This window comes from Sphingomonas sp. OTU376 (assembly GCF_038440415.1).
Classification (GTDB): domain Bacteria; phylum Pseudomonadota; class Alphaproteobacteria; order Sphingomonadales; family Sphingomonadaceae; genus Sphingomonas; species Sphingomonas kyeonggiensis_A.
In genome coordinates, this window is sequence record NZ_JASATQ010000037.1 from 31922 (window position 1) to 49816 (window position 17895).

15 protein-coding genes and 1 tRNA gene are annotated in these 17895 nt (G+C 65.9%); 6 read left to right on the top strand and 10 right to left on the bottom strand.

Annotated elements, in window-relative coordinates:
* Positions 1–22: 22 nt before the first annotated feature.
* The 3 genes from AAHM44_RS15410 to AAHM44_RS15420 form a co-directional block, all read right to left on the bottom strand.
* Positions 23–1684 carry a hypothetical protein gene (locus AAHM44_RS15410; protein ID WP_269574825.1) on the bottom strand — a complete coding sequence of 554 codons (1662 nt, stop codon included), beginning with the start codon at positions 1682–1684 and terminating at the stop codon, positions 23–25.
* A gap of 186 nt (positions 1685–1870) precedes the next feature.
* On the bottom strand, positions 1871–3130 hold the full coding sequence (locus AAHM44_RS15415; protein ID WP_342250539.1) for a metal-dependent hydrolase family protein: 1260 nt from the start codon (positions 3128–3130) through the stop codon (positions 1871–1873).
* A 90-nt stretch (positions 3131–3220) separates the two neighbouring features.
* Entirely contained in the window at positions 3221–4105 is an 885-nt protein-coding gene (locus tag AAHM44_RS15420) for a DMT family transporter (RefSeq protein ID WP_342250540.1), read from the bottom strand.
* 146 nt (positions 4106–4251) lie between these two features.
* On the opposite strand from AAHM44_RS15420, the gene bla reads away from it, so the two are divergent.
* A complete protein-coding gene (gene bla / locus AAHM44_RS15425) occupies positions 4252–5148 on the top strand; it encodes a subclass B3 metallo-beta-lactamase (protein ID WP_342250541.1) in 897 nt (298 codons plus the stop codon).
* A 151-nt stretch (positions 5149–5299) separates the two neighbouring features.
* Here the strand turns inward: bla and AAHM44_RS15430 are convergent, their stop codons facing one another.
* The 5 genes from AAHM44_RS15430 to lon form a co-directional block, all read right to left on the bottom strand.
* On the bottom strand, positions 5300–6139 hold the full coding sequence (locus AAHM44_RS15430; RefSeq protein ID WP_269574821.1) for a DUF3883 domain-containing protein: 840 nt from the start codon (positions 6137–6139) through the stop codon (positions 5300–5302).
* Between the two features lie 79 nt (positions 6140–6218).
* On the bottom strand, positions 6219–8291 hold the full coding sequence (locus tag AAHM44_RS15435; protein ID WP_342250542.1) for a M13 family metallopeptidase: 2073 nt from the start codon (positions 8289–8291) through the stop codon (positions 6219–6221).
* A gap of 152 nt (positions 8292–8443) precedes the next feature.
* A tRNA-Val gene (locus AAHM44_RS15440) sits at positions 8444–8518 on the bottom strand.
* Between the two features lie 99 nt (positions 8519–8617).
* On the bottom strand, positions 8618–8890 hold the full coding sequence (locus tag AAHM44_RS15445; RefSeq protein WP_086129015.1) for an HU family DNA-binding protein: 273 nt from the start codon (positions 8888–8890) through the stop codon (positions 8618–8620).
* Between the two features lie 167 nt (positions 8891–9057).
* Positions 9058–11454 (bottom strand): endopeptidase La, encoded by a 2397-nt coding sequence (lon, locus tag AAHM44_RS15450; RefSeq protein WP_342250543.1) that lies wholly within the window; start codon positions 11452–11454, stop codon positions 9058–9060.
* A 471-nt stretch (positions 11455–11925) separates the two neighbouring features.
* On the opposite strand from lon, the gene AAHM44_RS15455 reads away from it, so the two are divergent.
* From AAHM44_RS15455 to AAHM44_RS15465, 3 genes are read left to right on the top strand one after another with little or no spacing between them, the layout of a single operon-like run.
* The gene (locus AAHM44_RS15455; protein ID WP_342250544.1) at positions 11926–12189 is read left to right on the top strand and encodes a hypothetical protein; all 264 of its coding nucleotides are present in this window, start codon (positions 11926–11928) and stop codon (positions 12187–12189) included.
* A gap of 11 nt (positions 12190–12200) precedes the next feature.
* Complete coding sequence (locus tag AAHM44_RS15460) at positions 12201–13919, top strand: M1 family metallopeptidase (protein ID WP_446745995.1); 1719 nt, start codon at positions 12201–12203, stop codon at positions 13917–13919.
* A gap of 3 nt (positions 13920–13922) precedes the next feature.
* Complete coding sequence (locus AAHM44_RS15465) at positions 13923–14516, top strand: methyltransferase family protein (RefSeq protein ID WP_342250545.1); 594 nt, start codon at positions 13923–13925, stop codon at positions 14514–14516.
* Positions 14517–14529: 13 nt separating this feature from the next.
* On the opposite strand, the gene AAHM44_RS15470 is transcribed toward AAHM44_RS15465, so the two are convergent.
* Positions 14530–15150 (bottom strand): hypothetical protein, encoded by a 621-nt coding sequence (locus AAHM44_RS15470; protein ID WP_269574816.1) that lies wholly within the window; start codon positions 15148–15150, stop codon positions 14530–14532.
* Positions 15151–15285: 135 nt separating this feature from the next.
* Between AAHM44_RS15470 and AAHM44_RS15475 the strand changes: the two genes are divergently transcribed.
* On the top strand, positions 15286–16722 hold the full coding sequence (locus AAHM44_RS15475; RefSeq protein ID WP_342250546.1) for an NCS1 family nucleobase:cation symporter-1: 1437 nt from the start codon (positions 15286–15288) through the stop codon (positions 16720–16722).
* Positions 16719–17162 carry a hypothetical protein gene (locus AAHM44_RS15480; protein ID WP_342250547.1) on the top strand — a complete coding sequence of 148 codons (444 nt, stop codon included), beginning with the start codon at positions 16719–16721 and terminating at the stop codon, positions 17160–17162. The genes AAHM44_RS15475 and AAHM44_RS15480 overlap by 4 nt, the downstream gene beginning before the upstream one ends.
* On the opposite strand, the gene AAHM44_RS15485 is transcribed toward AAHM44_RS15480, so the two are convergent.
* Positions 17159–17806, bottom strand: coding sequence for a hypothetical protein (locus tag AAHM44_RS15485; RefSeq protein WP_342250548.1), 648 nt, complete (start codon positions 17804–17806; stop codon positions 17159–17161). The genes AAHM44_RS15480 and AAHM44_RS15485 overlap by 4 nt on opposite strands.
* Between the last annotated feature and the right edge of the window lie 89 nt (positions 17807–17895).

Sequence of the window (17895 nt, forward strand, 5' to 3'; positions counted from 1 at the left end):
CCAGTCTCAGGTCAGGCTAGCCTCAGTTGGTCGGCAGCGAAGTGCAGCGACGGTTGGCGTTCGTCGCATCGTCGAACGCGGCGTAGCCGGAGTTGCAGGTCCACTGCTTGTACCAGTTGTCGTTCGCGTCCTTGACCGCGCCGACATAGGTCGTCGTGTCGAAGAAGCCGGTGGCGTCCACCGTCTTCGGGTCGACCGCGGTGAGCGCCGTCTCGGTCGCACCGTTGATGAACAGGCTGGTCAGCGACGGCGTGAAGGCGTCGTTGTTGCCGTTGGCGCCGGTGCCGAAGAAGGTCGCGACCTGCGTGGCGGTGTAGCTGCCGGTGCCGAGATACTTGGTGGCGTTGCACTGCATCGCGACCGCACGGGCCAGCAGGGTGGCCGCATTGGCGCCGCCCGAACCGTTCATGCGCAGGCACTCGTTCACCGGGCTGATCACCAGGCCGTTGACGAGCTTCAGGTCCGCATTGCCGCGCAGCAGGATCGAAGCCTGGTCATTGGCTTCGTTGTTCGCGCTGGTCTGGCTCTGGATCGCGGTGAAGTTGGCAACCGCGGTCACCTGACGCGGCGTGTCGGCTTCGTTGTTGTTGCTGTCGACTTCCATCAGGGCGTCGCCCTGGCCAGGACGCTGCAGCAGCAGGACGTACTGGAAGAAGCCCTGCAGGCCCGTGTCGATGTCGAGGCTGTCGTCATCGGCGCCGGTGGCGATGTAGTGCTTGAACTTGACGGTGCCGCCGAAGAATTCCGCGCCGTCGTCCGAGCTGTTGTGGCTCTGGACCGAGTCGAGCGTGGTGCCGCTGCCGGTGCCCTCGGTGGTCAGGCCCTGGAGCTCGACGTTCGCACCGAGCACATAACCCGAGTAGCGGATCTGCGTGTACTTGATGCTGCCGGCGTTATAGGTGTCGTCCGTGCCGCCGAAGGTGGCCGGACCGGTGCCCGAGGCGCCTTCCGTCTCACGCTCGCAGGTGCCGGCGCCGGTGGTGCCGGTGTTGCAATCGGTGATCTTGGCGCGGCCCATCAGCACCACACCGCCCCACTGGCCGATCGAGGTGTCGTCGGCGAGGCCGAGCAGGTTGTCGCGGCTGGTGAAGATGATCGGCGCGGTCGCGGTGCCGTTGGCGGCGATCTTGTTGCCGCGGTTGACGGCGAGCCACGAAGTGCCGGTGCCGCCGAACAGGATCACGCCCGGCGCGATCGTCAGCGTCACGTTGGTGTCGGCGGTCAGCTGACCCGAGCCGTTCAGCGTGAAGCCGTTGGCGGTGGTGCAACCGACGGTGGTGCTGGCGCGCGGCGCAGCACTGGTCGGCGCGGTGAAGCCGCCGTCGCAGCCGACGTTCACGCGGTCCTTGAGCTGATAGACCAGGCCGGCGATCTTCGGCAGCGTGACGCTGGCCGACAGGATCGACGGCAGCGTGCAGACGCGCCATTCGCCGGTCGGGCCCTTGATGGTGCCGTCGTTGGTCAGGCCCTTCGGGTCGCCGATGGTCGGGCAGCCGGTGGCCGGGCTCACGAGCGCCGTGGTCGGCGTCGGGGTCGGCGACGGCGTCGGAGCCGGCGGGTTGTTGATGATGACGTTGCCGCCGGTGCCCGGCGAGGCGATGTCGTTCGCGCCGTCGCACGCCGCAAGGGCGGTGCATGCAGCGGCAGTCATCATGATAAGGCTGACGCGTTTGAAGCTGGCCATAGGATCTCCGTTCCGGCGGACGCCGGGTTGCATCGAATTACGGTGCGGGATCGACTCGGCTGTCCCCCGTCGGCCGCAAGGGGGCGCTAGGCGGGGTCTGTTACGCGTTGGCGCGACTTCGAAGAAGGTTTCGAGACACTTGCGTGACTCGATTGTGACAATGTCAGCGTATGGGACGGAAACGGTTCACGGATTGGTGACGATGTTGCCCGATTGCATCACGAGCCGGACATTTTCGAGCGCCGACAAATCCTTGAGCGGATCGCCGGCAACCGCGACCAGATCGGCGATTCGGCCGGGCGCGATGCTGCCAATGTGGTCGGACATCCCCAATATAGCGGCATTGCCGGCGGTAGCGGTCCAGAGCGCGTCATTCCTTGCCATGCCCCAGCCGGCCATCAGTTCGATCTCGCGGGCATTGGCACCGTGCGCGAACACGCCGGTATCGCCGCCCACGCACATCGTCACGCCGGCCTGGAGCGCGGCGGCATAGCTCGCCCGCTTGGCGCGTATCGCCTCCGGTTCGGGGGCCGCGCCGTTCCAGCCGCCATAGCGGGTGATCGCATCGGTGGCGGCGAGCGTCGGGCAGAAGGCGACCTTGTTCGCCTTCATCAACGCGAAGACCGCGTCCGTCGCGTCATTGCCGTGCTCGATCGTGTCGGCCCCGGCCAGCACGGCGCGCCGCATCCCCTCGGGCGTGCTCGCATGCACCGCGACCTTGCGCCGGGCATCATGCGCGGCGGCGACCCCGGCCTTGAGCTCGTCGAGGCTGAAGGTGGCGCGGCTCGGCTCGCCCGGCCCCCAGCGATAATCGGCGTAGAACTTCACCCAGTCCGCCCCATGCGCGATCTGGCGACGGACGGCGGCGACGATCCCCTCGCCACTCACTTCCTCGGCGCCCTGCGGCACGTCGAACGCATAGCCCTTGGGGCCATAGGCGCCGGTGGCGACCAGCGCGCGGCTGGCGATCAGCAGGCGCGGCCCCGGCACGATGCCCTGCTGGATCGCCATCTTGAGCCCGGCATCGGCGTCCCCCGCCCCTTCGGTGCCGAGGTCGCGCACGGTAGTGAAGCCCGCCATCAGCGTCGCGCGCGCATGCGCGACCGCGCGGGCGGTGCGGAGCGCCAGCGGCTCCTTCATCACCTGGTCGTTCCAGCTCGTCTCATTATAGGGATGCAGGAACAGGTGGACGTGAAGTTCGATCAGGCCAGGCAGCAGCGTGGTGCCCGGCAACGCCCGGGTTTCGGCCCCGGTCGGGGCGGTGACGTCGGGACCGACCGCGACGATCCGGCCATCGGCAACCAGCACCTTCCAGCCCTCGTGCACCACCCGGTCGGTCGCGGTGAACACGCGGTCGGGCACCAGCAGCACCGGCACCTTTTGCGCGAGGGCGGTGCCGGGCAGGAGAAGCGCGGCGATGGCGAGCAGGCGGCGAAGCTTGGTCATCGCCGGAGTTTGACAAAGGCGCCTGCCTTAGACCAGCCCGGTTCCATCTCTGCTTTCCGGCGAGAGCCGGGGAACAGGTATCGCTCCGTCTCAATACATCGCCGTCATCGCCACGCCCGCGGCAATCACCACCACGCCGGCGATCTGGCGCAGGCTCAGCTTCTCGCGGAACAGCCGGTGGCCCGCAGCGGCGGCGATCGGCATCTCGATCACCCCCAGCGCCCGTACCGCCGCCGCGGGTGCCAGGTTCAGCGCCAGGAACCAGCCAGACGAGGCCAGCGCGCCGAACAGCCCCGCCCCAAGCGACTGGCGCCAGCCCTTCGCCACCGCGACCAGCGCGGCACGGTCGCGAATGGCGAGGTAGAGGCCCAGCCCGCCCGCCTGCACCGCCTGGACGATCGCGACGCATGCCATCGCCGAGAACCAGGGATGATGCGGCTCGAGCCGGAGCCCGGCATGGCGGAAGGCGTTGAGCGCGAAGCCGAACAACAGGCCCGAGATCACGCCATAGGTGATGCCCAGCACCGGGTGATGGGCGCCTTCGATCTTCTTCGGCCAGACCAGCAGGGCCAGACCCAGCGTCGTCACGGCAACGCCCACCCAGCCGAGCGTGGAGAGGTTGTCGCCGAACACGATCAGCCCGACCGTGGCCGCCAGCGGGACCGAGCTCTGCTGGAGCGCGGTGCCCACTGCGAAGCCGGCATGATGCATGGCGAGCAGCAGCGCGGCGGTGGCGATCACCTGTGCCGCCGCGCCGGTGAGCGCCGGCCACCAGAATTCCCAGCCGAATTGCGGATCGAGATGCGGGCTGAGTGCGAACGCGATCGCGGTGAAGACCAGCGAGAAGGGCAGGCCGAACAGGAAGCGCACCAGCGTCGCACCCCAGGGGCCGGTGTTCGACATCATGCCCCGCTGGAGCGCATTGCGGCCCACCTGAAATCCCGCCGCCGCCACCGTCGCCACTGCCCAGAGCACGCATTTACTCCCGATCGATACCCGAGCCGCGCTTAGGCAGACCCGCGCGAGCCATCAATCCCGCTAATGGCTCCTCCCAGAAATGGTGGTTTGTGCGGTTCCCGGCTCATGGATCATTTCATGCGGCGCAAACCAAGGAGCCCCGGATGAAGTCGATCCACCTCGCCGCCCTCGCCCTGCTCACCACTGCCGCCACCCAGCAGCAGGACGACCCGCTCACCCGCCCGATCGCGCCCGAGGCCGCCGCCAAGTGGATCGGACCGCAGGCGCCGATCCGCGTCCATGGCAAAACCTATCTGGTCGGATTCGCGGGGATGAACGTCGCGCTGATCGACACCGGCAAGGGGCTGATCCTGATCGACGGCGCGGTGCCGCAGTCGGTCCGCTCGGTCGAGGCGAACCTCAGGAAGCTCGGCTTCCGGATCGAGGACGTGAAGCTGATACTCAGCACCGAGCCGCATTTCGACCATGCCGGCGGCCTCGCCGCGCTGGCCCGCGACAGCGGCGCGACCGTGCTGGCGGGAGCCTGGGCGGTAACCGCGCTCAAGCAGGGCATGAGCACGCCGGACGATCCCCAGGCCGCCTGGCTCGTCCCCTTCCCCGCCGTCTCGCGCGTGCGCGCGGTCAAGGATGGCGAGGTGATCCGGCTGGGCAATGTCGCCGTCACCGCCCGCGCCACGCCGGGGCATACCCCGGGCAGCATGAGCTGGACCTGGCGCAGCTGCGAAGGCGGTGCATGCAGGACGATAGTGTTCGCCTCGAGCATCAATCCGGTCGCGGCGAACGGCTATCGGTTCACGAAGCACCCCGAGGTCGTCGCCAGCTTCCGCGCCTCCCACGCGAAATTCCGAGCCATGCCCTGCGACATCATGTTCAGCGCCCATCCCGACAATTCGGGCGGGGTCGAGAAGTACGCGCGCTTTGCCAGGAGCGTGCGCCCCAACCCCTATCTCGATCCCGGCGCCTGCCGCGCCTATGCCGCCCGCTCCGCAAAGGCATTGGCGGAGCGCCTCGCCGACGAGAAGGCGGGCAAGGCCAAATGATCCGCCACGCGCTCGCGCTCTGGCTGCTCGGCGCGAGCGCACCCGGGTCACTGCTGCACGGGATCGGTGCCGAAGGCAGTGGACCTGCGCTTCTGCGACAGCGGGCACCAACCGGCTTTTGGAGGAAACATGTGTAGAGGCTGTGCAGGCGCTACCCGAAGCTGGCCTGGAACGCCGTCGGCATGAGGGACACATGCGCCTCCAGCGGCGGCCTGAGTTCGAACGCACGCGGCTCGCGAGCGAAGTTCCAGAGGCGAACGAGGCACCATGCATCGCGCCGATCCTGTGAGACCGCCAGCTCGTTGCGCGATATGTGAAAGGGCGTTCGATCCCAGCCGTTGGTCGTCTTCACCTCAATCAGGCGCTCTCGCCCGTCAGGCTCGAAGCTGGCGATATCATAGCCTGCCCCGTCCCCGTCGAGATCGGAGACCCAGCGTATTTGCCGCGCCAGGTCGGTGCGTCCGATTGACGTGAGTGCAGAGCGCTCATGCTCCAGAACCCGCTCTTCGCCTGCCCTGCCCAGTGCCCGATTGCGCGCGTCACGCTCCGCCACGTCGAAGCGGTGCGCAACCGCCTGCATCTTCTCCCACTCGTCCGGAGGTGGCGCGTTGCTAAGCGTGGGAGGTGGGCCGATCCAGAGCGCGGGCGCCTCCCGAATAGCGCTGGACGCACCCGATCCAATCCTGGTCGCCGACGCCAGCCAATCGGGATGTCGCGCCAGCCACCGTGCCACGGCGTCGACCAGCGATGTCTGAAAATTGAAGGCGGGCTTGTAGCCGGGGATCCAAGCCTCACCCAAGCCTTTCAGTACCGCGCTAATGTTCTGATGCTTGTATTCGATCGCGCCACGCGGCCGATCGATACGCTGCTGCAACCGGCGATTATGTTCGGCCTTGTTGTACGGGCGGCCAGCCTCATTGTCCGCCAGCATCGCGAAATAGTCCGCGACGATCGCGTCATTCTGCGCGTCGGTCCAATCGCCAGGCCCCATCCAGCCTGGCTAGAATAAACCCCACGCTCTGTCACGCGAGCAGGTGGGGCTCCGCTATCGAAGCCCCACCCTTCTCACCTCACCAGATGCGCACCCGGTCTGCGGGCGCGACATACTGCTTCTGGTCGGGCGTGATCTTCCACGCTTCGTACCAGGCATCGACGTTGCGCAGCGGGTTCACCGCGCGGACCTGGCCCGGCGAGTGCGGGTCGCCGACCAGTTGCTGGCGCAGCGCTTCGGTGCGGAACAACGTGCGCCACACCTGGCCCCAGCCGAGGAAGAAGCGCTGGTCGCCGGTGAAGCCGTCGATCACCTTGGCCTTCTTGCCTCCCAGCGACTGGTGGTAGGCGTCGAGCGCGATCAGAACACCGCCGAGATCGCCGATATTCTCGCCCATCGAGGCGCGGCCGTTGATGTGCACGCCCGGCAGCCCCTCGAAGCTATAGGCCTCATATTGCGCGCCGAAGCGCACTGCCTGGGCTTCGAACTTGGCGGCGTCTTCCGGCGCCCACCAGTCGCGCAGCACGCCGTTGCCGTCGGACTTGCGGCCCTGGTCGTCGAAGCCGTGGCTGATCTCGTGCCCGATCACGCCGCCGATGCCGCCATAGTTGATCGCATCGTCCGCCTGCGGATCGAAGAACGGTGCCTGCAGGATCGCCGCGGGGAAGACGATCTCGTTCTTCACCGAGTTGTAATAGGCGTTCACGGTCTGCGGGGTCATGCCCCATTCGGCCTTGTCGACCGGCCCGCCCAGGCGCTTGCGGCGATAGTCCCATTCGAAGCGGCCGGAACGCTCGGCATTGCCGACCAGGTCGCCTGCTTTCACCTCGAACGCCGAATAATCACGCCATTTGTCGGGATAGCCGATCTTGACCGTGAATCCCTTCAGCTTCGCCTGCGCCTGCTCCTTGGTCGCCGGGCTCATCCAGGCGAGGTTGTTGATGCGACCGGCGAGCGCGACGCGCAGGTTCGCGACCAGCGTGTCCATCTTCGCCTTGGAAGCCGGCGGGAAATAGAGCGCGACATAGTCGCGGCCCACGCCCTCGCCGATTCCGCGCTCGGTGAACGCCACCGCGCGCTTCCAGCGCTCGCGCTGCTGGGGCTGGCCGTTCATGAACTTGGAGCGGAACTCGAACTGCGCATCAACGAAGCGCTTCGAGAGCAGCGGCGAGATATCGTCGGTGGTGCGGAAAGCCTGCCAGGCCTTGAGCGTCTCCAGGTCGGTATCCGCGAACACCTTGGCGATCGCCGGGATCGCGGTGTTCTGCGCGACGATCACGCGATCGGCGCTGGACAGGCCCGCGCCGACCCAGAAGGCATCCCAGTCGAATCCCGGCGCCTGCACCTTCAACTCTGCCGGAGTCACCGGATTATAGGTCTTGTCGCGGTCGCGGCTCTGCACGCGCGTCCAGTGCGCTTTGGCGATGCTGGTCTCCAGCGCGACCACCTTGTCGGCCGCCGCCTCTGCATCGGCCCATCCTGCCATGCCGAGCATCTGCGCGACATATTGCTTGTAGCGCGCAACCTGCGGCGCGAACTTGGCGTCGAGATAGAGGTCGCGGTCGCCCAGGCCCAGGCCCGACTGGCGCAGGTAGAGCGCATAGACGTCCGGGTTCTTGGCATCGTCGCTCACGCCCGCGCCGAAGAAGCTGGCCCCGAAGCCGCCGAGCGTGCGGCCCATCAGCCCGCTCATCTCGCCCTTGGACGCAACCGCGCGGATCGCGCCCAGGCGCTCGGTGAGCGGCTGCGCGTCGAGCTTCTCGGCCAGCGCCTCGTCCATGAAGCCGCTATAGAGGATCGCTGCCTTCATCCGGTCCGGATGCGCGCTGTCGGTGGCGCTGTAGCCCGAGATCAGGCTGCGCAGGCGCACTTCGGACAGGTCGCGCAGCACCGCGAAGGCGCCGAAGGACGAACGGTCGGCCGGGATCTGGGTGCGGTCGTTCCAGGCACCGTTGACGAACCGATACCAGTCGTCGCCCGGCTTCACGTTCTTGTCCATGCCGGTCAGGTCGAAGCCCCAGGCGCCATAGCGCGTGGCCCCGGCGTCAGCGGCGGCACCCGCAGCAACGGGCGCGGCGGATTGCTGGCTGAAACCGATCGCAGGCACGGCAAGCGCGGCCATGGCCGATGCGAGCAGCAGATATTTCTTCAATGGAGGTCCCCCGAATTGAGACGTTTAGGCGCGTCTGGGGGCAAGTTGTCACGGCGTGAGGGGCTGCGCAATATCCTTACGCGAAGCCGCAACACTCCGAAACACGGACAAACCAAAAAGCCCGCCGGTCACAGGGACCAACGGGCTTGTAATGGTGGGCGCGGTAGGGATTGAACCTACGACCCCACCCGTGTGAAGGGTGTGCTCTACCACTGAGCTACGCGCCCATTGGCCAGGTTCGAAAACCCTTGCGGCCGAAATGGGAAGCGGGCCTTTAGGCGGCACAGCCCCAGCTGTCCAGCCCCCAAACCCGCTTTTGTGCAGTCTTAGTTGACTGCGTCCTTGAGGCCCTTGCCCGCCTTGAACTTGGGCTGGTTCGACGCCTTGATGGTCATCGGCTCGCGCGTACGCGGGTTGCGGCCCGTCGACGCCTTGCGCTTGCTGACCGAGAAGGTGCCAAAGCCGACCAGGCGAACCTCATCGCCCTTCTTGAGCGCGGCCTGGATGGCATCGAACACGGCCTCTACAGCCTTGCTCGCATCGCCCTTACCAAGGCCCGAGGTATCGGCGACCTGTCCGATCAGCTCTTGCTTGTTCATTTCGTGACTTTCCCCCTCATGAAATTCGCACAAATACGTGAGTCGCGGCGGCAGGCCGAGCTATCACGTCAGCACGCCGCCGCCCGGACTGTCAAAACGTTTCGGCCCGCTTTTCCCTCGAAGTGACGAAAAGGTTACGGTCAGCGAACGGCTGGGGTTGCCCTGCATCAATGATGCAGGGGGTCCCCCATTCCGGTGGGAGCAGCCGGTGGCTGGGTGGCCAGTTCATCGGCTTCGGTCCAGTCGATCGGCGTAAGCGGCTCGGTGAGCGCCAGGCGCAGCACCTCGTCGACATGCTTGACCGGCACGATCTCCAGCCCGTCACGGATGTTCTGCGGAATCTCGGCGAGGTCCTTCTGGTTCTCGTCAGGGATCAGCACCGTCTTGATGCCCCCCCGCAGCGCCGCGAGCAGCTTTTCCTTGAGACCGCCGATCGGCAGTACGCGGCCGCGCAGCGTGACCTCGCCCGTCATCGCGATGTCCTTGCGCACCGACACGCCGGTGAGCGTCGAGACAATCGCGGTGACCAGGCCGATGCCGGCGGACGGACCGTCCTTCGGCACCGCGCCTTCCGGCAAGTGGACATGGATGTCCTTGCGCTGGAGCAGGCTCGGCTTGATCCCATAGACCGGGCTGCGCGCCTTGACGAAGCTGAATGCGGCCTCGACCGATTCCTTCATCACGTCGCCCAGCTTGCCGGTCGTCTTGATCGCACCCTTGCCGGGCACGGTGACACTCTCGATGGTCAGCAGTTCGCCGCCCACCTCGGTCCAGGCCAGGCCGGTAACCGCACCGATCTGGTTCTCTTCCTCGCCCATATCGTGACGATACTTCTGCACCCCGGCGAACTCGTGGAGGTTCTCCGGCGTGATCGTCACGCTATCGGCCTTGCCTTCCAGGATCTTGCGCAGGGCCTTGCGGGCGAGCTTGGCGATCTCCCGCTCCAGCGTACGCACGCCCGCCTCGCGGGTGTACTGCTGGATCAGCTTGCGCAGGCCTTCAGGCGTGAGGGTGAACTCACCCTCCTTGAGCCCATGCGCCTCGATCTGCTTCTCGATGAGGTGCCGCTCGGCAATCTCGACCTTCTCGTCCTCGGTATAACCTTCGAGGCGGATGATCTCCATGCGGTCGAGCAGCGGCTGCGGCAGGTTCAGCGAGTTCGCGGTGCACACGAACATCACGTCCGAAAGATCGATGTCGATCTCCAGATAGTGATCGTTGAACTTGTTGTTCTGCTCCGGATCGAGGACCTCGAGCAGCGCCGAGGCGGGATCGCCGCGGAAATCCTGGCCAAGCTTGTCGATCTCGTCGAGCAGGAACAGCGGGTTCGACGTACCGGCCTTCTTCAGGTTGGTGACGATCTTGCCCGGCAGCGAGCCGATATAGGTGCGGCGGTGGCCACGGATCTCGGCCTCGTCGCGCACGCCGCCCAGCGACTGACGGATGAACTCGCGCCCGGTCGCCTTGGCGATGCTCTTGCCCAGCGAGGTCTTGCCGACGCCCGGCGGGCCGACGAGGCACAGGATCGGCCCCTTCAGCTTGTTGGTGCGCGCCTGGACCGCGAGATACTCGACGATCCGGTCCTTGACCTTCTCGAGCGCATAATGGTCCTCGTCAAGCACGCCCTGCGCCTCGGCGATGTCCTTCTTGAGCTTCGACTTCTTGCCCCAGGGCAGGCCCAGCAGCACGTCGAGATAGTTGCGCACCACCGTCGCCTCGGCGCTCATCGGCGCCATGGTCTTGAGCTTCTTGAGCTCCGACTGGGCCTTGGTGCGCGCTTCCTTCGACAGCTTGAGCGTGGCGATCTTCTGCGTCAGCTCGGCGACTTCGTCGCCATCGCCTTCCTCGCCCTCATTGCCCAGCTCGCGCTGGATCGCCTTGAGCTGCTCGTTGAGGTAATATTCGCGCTGCGTCTTCTCCATCTGGCGCTTCACGCGGCTGCGGATCTTCTTCTCGACCTGCAGCACGCCGAGCTCGCCTTCCATGAAGGCGAACACCATCTCGAGGCGCTTCATCGGATTGGTCTCGACCAGCAGCGACTGCTTGTCGGAAACCTTGACGGCAATGTTGGCGGCAACCGCGTCGGCCAGGCGCGAGGCGTCCTCCAGCTCACCGAGCTGCACGGCGGTCTCGGCCGGCAGCTTGCGGTTGAGCTTGGCGTAGTTCTCGAACTGGTCGACGACCGAACGCATCAGTGCCTGGATCTCGCTACCTTCGACGGCATCGTCGTCGATCGGCGCGACCTCGGCAGTCAGGAAGGCGCCGCCTTCCTGCATGGTAACAAGCGAGCCGCGCTCCTTGCCGGCGACGAGCACGCGCACGGTGCCGTCGGGCAGCTTGAGCAGCTGGAGGACTTCGGCGGAGACGCCGGTATCGTACAGGTCTTCGCGGCCGGGATCATCCTCTGCCGGATCGAGCTGGGCGACGAGGAAGATCTCCTTGTCGTCGGCCATCGCTGCCTCGAGCGCGGCGACCGACTTGTCGCGGCCCACGAACAGCGGCACGATCATGTGCGGGAAGACGACAATGTCCCGAAGGGGAAGAACGGGGTAGGACTGCTTCATGAATACTCCTGAGCCCGTACAGGGCTCCTATCCTCCATTATATGGTGGCCGCGGAGCCCGCATCAATCGGCGAACGCTCTTAGGATGCGGAGTGTTGCTTCCCATTGCGGCACGGGCAAGCATTTTTCCTGCCCCCGACCTGGCCGAACAGGCGATCGAAGCACTGGGCGGACGAAAATTATTGAGCCGCGTCAGGGTGTTAAAGTGGGATGGCCGAGCAACCATCTACACTGGCATGCGGGACAATCCTGTGGAAATCGCGGTCGAGACGAGAGTTACTCCCTTTGGCCAGGCGATTTCCCGTAGCTGGTTGCCCCTGCACGGCTCCTGGACTGCCAGGACGATGACGGTCGAACCGAGCGGCGGGTTCGTGGAACAGGCCGGAAAGCGGACTCCCTGCCCGCTCCCCAGGCGCTGCACGAGCTGCAGCAATTCGGCATCTACGGCTATCTGCTTCTCGTCGGCGCACGATTGCGCGCCGAAGGTAACGATGTGATCGCACAGAGAGAGGGATTCCCCGATATCCGCTTCACGCTGGGCGCCGACGGCCGCCCTGCTACAGGCACCTATCAGGTCGATTCTCCCGACGGAGGCCCGACGATCGAAGAGAAGCTGATCTTCGAGGGTCGCGTGCGCTCGCCAAACAGGATCGCGTGGCCTGCCCGCATCCAGGTGCTGCAAAAAGCATTTGATTTTGATCTCCGGATCGACGCCTTTGACGTCGAACTCGCCTGAAGGAGGCTCTCATCCGTACGTCCCTGTTCCTCGCCGCCTCCACCCTGGCGCTTGTCACCACTTCCGCGGGCGCGCAGACGATCAAGCCCGGCGAGCCGCCGATCACCCCGACCACGCAGGAATCGGGCGGCCCGATCAGTCCGGAGCGCGCCGCGCTGCACCTCGACCATGCCGATCTCGCAATCGAGGTGTTTCCCGACAAGCAGCGCATCGAAGGTACCGGCACGCTGACCATCACCAGCGCGATTGCCCAGAAGGCGCTGCAGATCGATCTCGACAAGAACCTGCCGGTCAGCGCGGTGAGCGTGGACGGCAAGGCGCTGACCGCCGCGGACTGGAGCAATCCGGAAGGGCGGCTCACCGTCACCCTGCCCCACCCGCTCAAGGCCGGCGGCAAGGTGGTAGTGAAGATCACCTATGGCGGCACGCCGCACGTCGCCGTGCGCGCGCCCTGGGATGACGGCATGGTCTGGGCGAAGACGCCGGGGGCGGACCGCCAGCCCTGGATCGCAAGCACCGCCGAAGGCTATGGCTGCGACCTGTTCTGGCCCTGCCTCGATTTCCCGCGCGGCGAGCCGGACACGGTCGACCTGCACATCACGGTGCCCAAGGGGCTGAAGGCCGCCGGCAACGGCAAGCTGGTGAAGGTGGACGAGCTTGCCGATGGCCGCTCGACCTGGAACTGGTCCGCGCGCAGCCCCAATCCCTATTCGGTGACGCTGCAGATCGCGCCCTACAAGCTGCTCCAGGCGGACTATAAGAGCCGCTTCGGCAATACGATCCCGATGCAATATTGGTATCTGCCGGGCCGCGACGAGAAGGCCAAGAAGCTGTTCGACGAGTTCGCGCCGTCGCTCGACTTCTATGAGAGCGTGATCGGCCCCTATCCCTGGGGTGACGAGAAGGTGGGCGTCGCTGAGACCCCGCATCTCGGCATGGAGCACCAGACGATCAACGCCTACGGCAACAACTACAAGCAATACCCGTCGGGCTTTGACGAGATCTTCCAGCACGAGCTCGGCCATGAATGGTTCGGCAACCAGGTGTCGGCCGGCAATTGGGACGATTACTGGCTGCACGAGGGCTTCGCCCAGTACATGCAGCCGCTCTATGGCCGCTGGCGCGAGGGCGAGGCGCGCTATGCGATCATGATGGAGGATTTCCGCCTCTCGATCACCAACCACGCGCCGATCGTCTCGGGCCAGATCCGCACCGAGGAGCAGGTCTATGAAGAGGACAATGGCGGACCGGGCCAGGACATCTACGTCAAGGGCGCCTGGATCCTCCACACGCTGCGCAACCTGATCGGCGACGACAAGTTCCTCGATGCCACGCGCCTGCTCGTCTATGGCCGGACCGATCCCAAGCCCGGCAATTTCAAGCCGCGCTTCGCGACTACACCCGAGTTCATCGGCTATGTGAAACAGGTGACCGGCCAGGACCTGCAATGGTTCTTCGACGTCTATCTCTACCAGGCCCAACTGCCGAAGCTGGTCGAGCAGCGCCAGGGCGATAGCTTGACGCTCAAGTGGGAAGTGCAGAACAACAAGCCCTTCCCGCTGCCGGTGGAAGTGTCGATCGACGGCAAGGTGAAGAAGGTCGAGATGCCGGGCGGCACCGCGACGCTGACCGTGCCCGCCGGGGCGCATGTCATCGTCGATCCGGATTCGCGCATCCTCAAATATTCGGCCGCGGTCGATGCGTTTCAGCGCTACGCCTATCGGAGGTGATCGATGATCGGACTGGTCCATCCCGAGCCCACCAGTATCTATGCGGTCGCCATCCTGTCCGGCAGCCTGCTCGTCTGGATCGTGATGCTGCTGATTGCGAAGGCCAGGCGCGGTCCAGCGGGCAGCGAGGTCACCAGCGAACGCGATTCGGGCTCGATGCTGGGCGTAGCGGTACAGGGGCTCGCCTTTTTCGCGGTGGGATTTGGTCCGCTCAAGCTGATCCTCGGGGCGCCGGACGGCGCCGCGATCGCCGTACTGCTGCTTGCCGGCGCCGTGCTGGCGCTGTTCTTCGCCTCCTCGCGGGCGATGGGCCGCAACTGGGCGATCGTCGCGCGCACCCGCGACGATCACCAACTCGTGACCTGGGGGCCCTTCGCGGTGATCCGCAACCCGATCTACGTCGCGCTGTTCGCCTGGATCCTCGTCATGGCGCTGGCACTCGGCCATTGGCGCGGCCTGCTGATCGCGGTGCCGCTCTACTGGATCGGGACCTGGATGCGCGTGCGGCGCGAAGAAGCGCTTCTCCGCGCACAGTTCGGCGCCGACTATGACGCCTATGCCGCGCGCGTGAAGCGCTTCGTACCCGGGCTCCTCTGAGCCCGGGGGAAAGTTACTCCTCGATCAGCCCGCCATCGGGCCGCAGCACCTTGGCCAGTACGAAGCCGAAGGCGATCTGCCAGGGCACATAGATCTTGAGCAACTGGAGCCAGTCGCCGGGGAAGCCCTGGTTTGCCGTAACGGTCGTCATGTAGAGATAGACGACCAGCGCGCCGAGGCCCGCAAGCAACGCAGTGCCGAACACCGCGAAGATTGCCGTGGCGATCCCCGGCCGGCCAAGTCCGCTGCCCAGCACGAACAGCAGCGCCAACCCGGAGCCGACACCGCCGCCGATCAGGCCGAACCGCATCGGATCGGTCGACAGGCTGACCTGGTTCGCCAATTGGGCGGCCGCCCAATGTGCGAAGGTGAGCCCGACGATCAGCACGGCGATCTTCATCACCAGCTTGTGGCCTCGCCCGGCCCAGACGAGGGGCAAAGTAAGCAACGGCGTGATCCACACCGCTCCGTTGGCGACATTCGCCAAGGTGAGCACGCACAACGCCGCTATGAAGAACAGATGGCCAAGGACGAGCCATTTGAAAGCCGTGCCCGCAGCGGAATCGAGCGCAAGATTGAACGACGAATGATACTCGCGGGGGTCTTCGTCCGCGAGGATTGCAGCATCAGACATAGGACAACTCCTTTATCCGGCTAATACAGCGAGGGTGCGCCTCATCTTGAGTCGCGTCAACAAAAGTCGATCTTGCAGCGCAGCGAAGATCGGGCGACATTCCAGCGCGTTGGAGCCGGCATTTCGGGGGGAAGCGTGGCGGACGAGAAGCTCTGGAATAGCGACCTTGCGCCCACCGGGCCGGAACAGCTCAACTGGGCCTGGTATCACTATGCCGCGCTGTGGATCGGGATGATCGTCGCGGTGCCGGCCTGGATGCTCGCAGCCGGGCTCGTCGAGCAGGGCATGTCCGCAGCCCAGGCCGCGCTGACCGTACTGCTCGGCAATGTTGTCGTCCTCATTCCGATGCTGCTGATCGGCCATGCCGGCGCCCGCCACGGCATTCCCTATGCGGTGCTGGTCCGCGCCTCGTTCGGCACCGCCGGCGCGCGGCTTCCTGCCCTTGCCCGCGCTCTGGTCGCCTGCGGTTGGTACGGCATCCAGACCTGGATCGGTGGCGAAGCACTGCTCACCCTGCTCGGCGTGGCACTCGGCAGCGACCTTCGCGGCGCTCAGCTACCGCTGCTCGGCATCGGAATCGGCCAGCTGATCGCCTTCCTTGCCTTCTGGTCATTCCAGCTTTTCTTCGTGCGCAAGGGTCTGCTGACCATCCGTCGGCTCGAGACCTGGACGGCACCGGTGAAGATCCTGGTCTGCATCGCTCTGGTCTGGTGGGCCGTGGACGCCGCAGGCGGGCTAGGCCCGATCTTCAACGCACCGTCGGCCTTTGCTCCCGGCGGTGCGAGGCAGGGCCAGTTCTGGACGGTGTTCTGGCCTGCACTCACCGCAATGGTCGGCTATTGGGCAACGCTGGCGCTCAACATTCCGGACTTCACCCGTTTCGCCCGTTCCCAGCGCGACCAGTTGATCGGGCAGTTGATCGGCCTGCCGCCGATGATGGGCCTGATCGCGCTCGCCAGCGTCATCACCACCAGCGCGACCGTGACCATCTATGGCGAAGCGATCTGGGATCCGGTCGCGCTCGCCGGCCGATTCGAGGGGCCCTTGGTGCTGCTCGGCCTCCTGGTGATCAGCATCGACACGATCTCGTGCAACATCGCCGCGAACCTTGTCTCCGCTTCCTACGACTTCTCATCGGTCTGGCCGTCGAAGGTGAACTACCGCGCTGGCGGCATGATCACCGCGACCATTGCGATCCTGATGATGCCCTGGAAGCTCCTTGCCTCCAGCGGCGGCTACATCTTCGTCTGGCTCACCGGCTATTCGGCGCTGCTCGGCCCGATCGCCGGCATCCTCATCGCCGACTATTGGCTGATCCGGCGCACCGAGCTGTTGGTCCCGGATCTCTACCGCACCGACGGCGCCTATCGCTATCGCGGCGGCTGGAACCCGGCGGCATTGATCGCCTTTGCGGCCGGCCTGCTGCCCAACCTGCCCGGTTTCCTGGCCACCGCCGTGCCTTCGATCTTCTCGGCAGGGGCGCTGTGGATGGCGATCTATACCTGGGCCTGGTTCATCGGCCTGGCGATCGCCCTGGCAATCTACACCCTGTTGATGCGGAAGCAGGGATGAACGGCTGGAAAAAGGGTCGTGGCGCATTGGGCGCACTCGCGCCGCTGATCGGCAGCTGGACCGCACGGCCGGGCGGCCCCGAACCCGCGAGCCAGGCCAATTGCAGCCGCCGTTTCGAGCGAATCTGGAATGGCGCCTTTATCCGGCTCGACGCGCAGTGGAGCGGCATGGGCTATGAGGAGATGGCGCTGTTCGGCAAGGACAGTGACGGCACCCTTGCCTTCTGGTCGTTCACTTCGGACGGCAAGCGATCACAGGGCAAGCTCGCCGACGCCAGCGATATCCATCCGGAAGCCATCGCCTTCGAAGCGGAGATGCCGGCCGGGCTGGCGCGCTTTGCATATTGGCCCGGCTTGGGGGAGGGATTCGACTTTGCGGTGGAGAGCCGCACGAAACGCGGGTGGAACCGCTTCCTTCTCCACCATTATCACGCCAACTAGGCCCGCCGCCCGAGCCGCATCAGCCAGGCGAGGAAAAACGCCAGACAGGCCTGCCAGGGCAGATGCACGCACTCGAACCAGAAGACGAAGCGCGAGGACTTGAGTTCATATTCGAGCGCGTTGGTCAGCTGCAGCCCCTCGGCCATGCCCCATGCCCCCAAGACGGTCAGCGCCGCGATCCCGAACAGGATGATCGCCCGGCTGGCGGCGGTGAACGGCGCCAGGCGCAGCGGCACCAGCAGCATCAGCGCCAGCACGCCGCCGGCAAGGCCACCCACCGCCCCGGTGCCCAGGTCACGCACCCAGGTCTGGGTGCCCGGCTCGAACGAGTAACTCAGCATCGCATGCCGCCACGCGAGATAGTTGGCCGCGACATGCGCGCAAGTCAGCACCGCGGAAAAATAGACCACCCTTCGCACCCAGCCGCGCTGCCGGGCGCTGGCGAACAGATAGGGCATGCCGAACAACGGCGTGAGATACAGGCTGGGCCCGATCACCGGCGCCAGCACGTCCTTGGGATCGGGATAGAGCAGCACCGCGACCGCCAGCGCCACCGCATAGCTCACCGCGCCGACCAGCAGCCAGATGAAGGCATGCCAGAAACGAACGTTGCGGCGCCGGGCATGCGCGTCCGTGCTGGTCAAAGCGTGCCCCCGATCGCCATCGGGCCGCATGATGGCGCATCGCACAAAGAGTACAAGTTCCCCGGGGGGGGGGGGGGGGGGGGGGGGGG

Coding starts and splice junctions, on each gene's coding strand:
- AAHM44_RS15445 (WP_086129015.1), bottom strand. CDS start 8,890: ATGAACAAGCAAGAGCTGATCGGACAGGTCGCCGATACCTCGGGCCTT.
- AAHM44_RS15480 (WP_342250547.1), top strand. CDS start 16,719: ATGAACGGCTGGAAAAAGGGTCGTGGCGCATTGGGCGCACTCGCGCCG.
- AAHM44_RS15465 (WP_342250545.1), top strand. CDS start 13,923: ATGATCGGACTGGTCCATCCCGAGCCCACCAGTATCTATGCGGTCGCC.
- bla (WP_342250541.1), top strand. CDS start 4,252: ATGAAGTCGATCCACCTCGCCGCCCTCGCCCTGCTCACCACTGCCGCC.
- lon (WP_342250543.1), bottom strand. CDS start 11,454: ATGAAGCAGTCCTACCCCGTTCTTCCCCTTCGGGACATTGTCGTCTTC.
- AAHM44_RS15430 (WP_269574821.1), bottom strand. CDS start 6,139: ATGGGGCCTGGCGATTGGACCGACGCGCAGAATGACGCGATCGTCGCG.
- AAHM44_RS15410 (WP_269574825.1), bottom strand. CDS start 1,684: ATGGCCAGCTTCAAACGCGTCAGCCTTATCATGATGACTGCCGCTGCA.
- AAHM44_RS15415 (WP_342250539.1), bottom strand. CDS start 3,130: ATGACCAAGCTTCGCCGCCTGCTCGCCATCGCCGCGCTTCTCCTGCCC.
- AAHM44_RS15470 (WP_269574816.1), bottom strand. CDS start 15,150: ATGTCTGATGCTGCAATCCTCGCGGACGAAGACCCCCGCGAGTATCAT.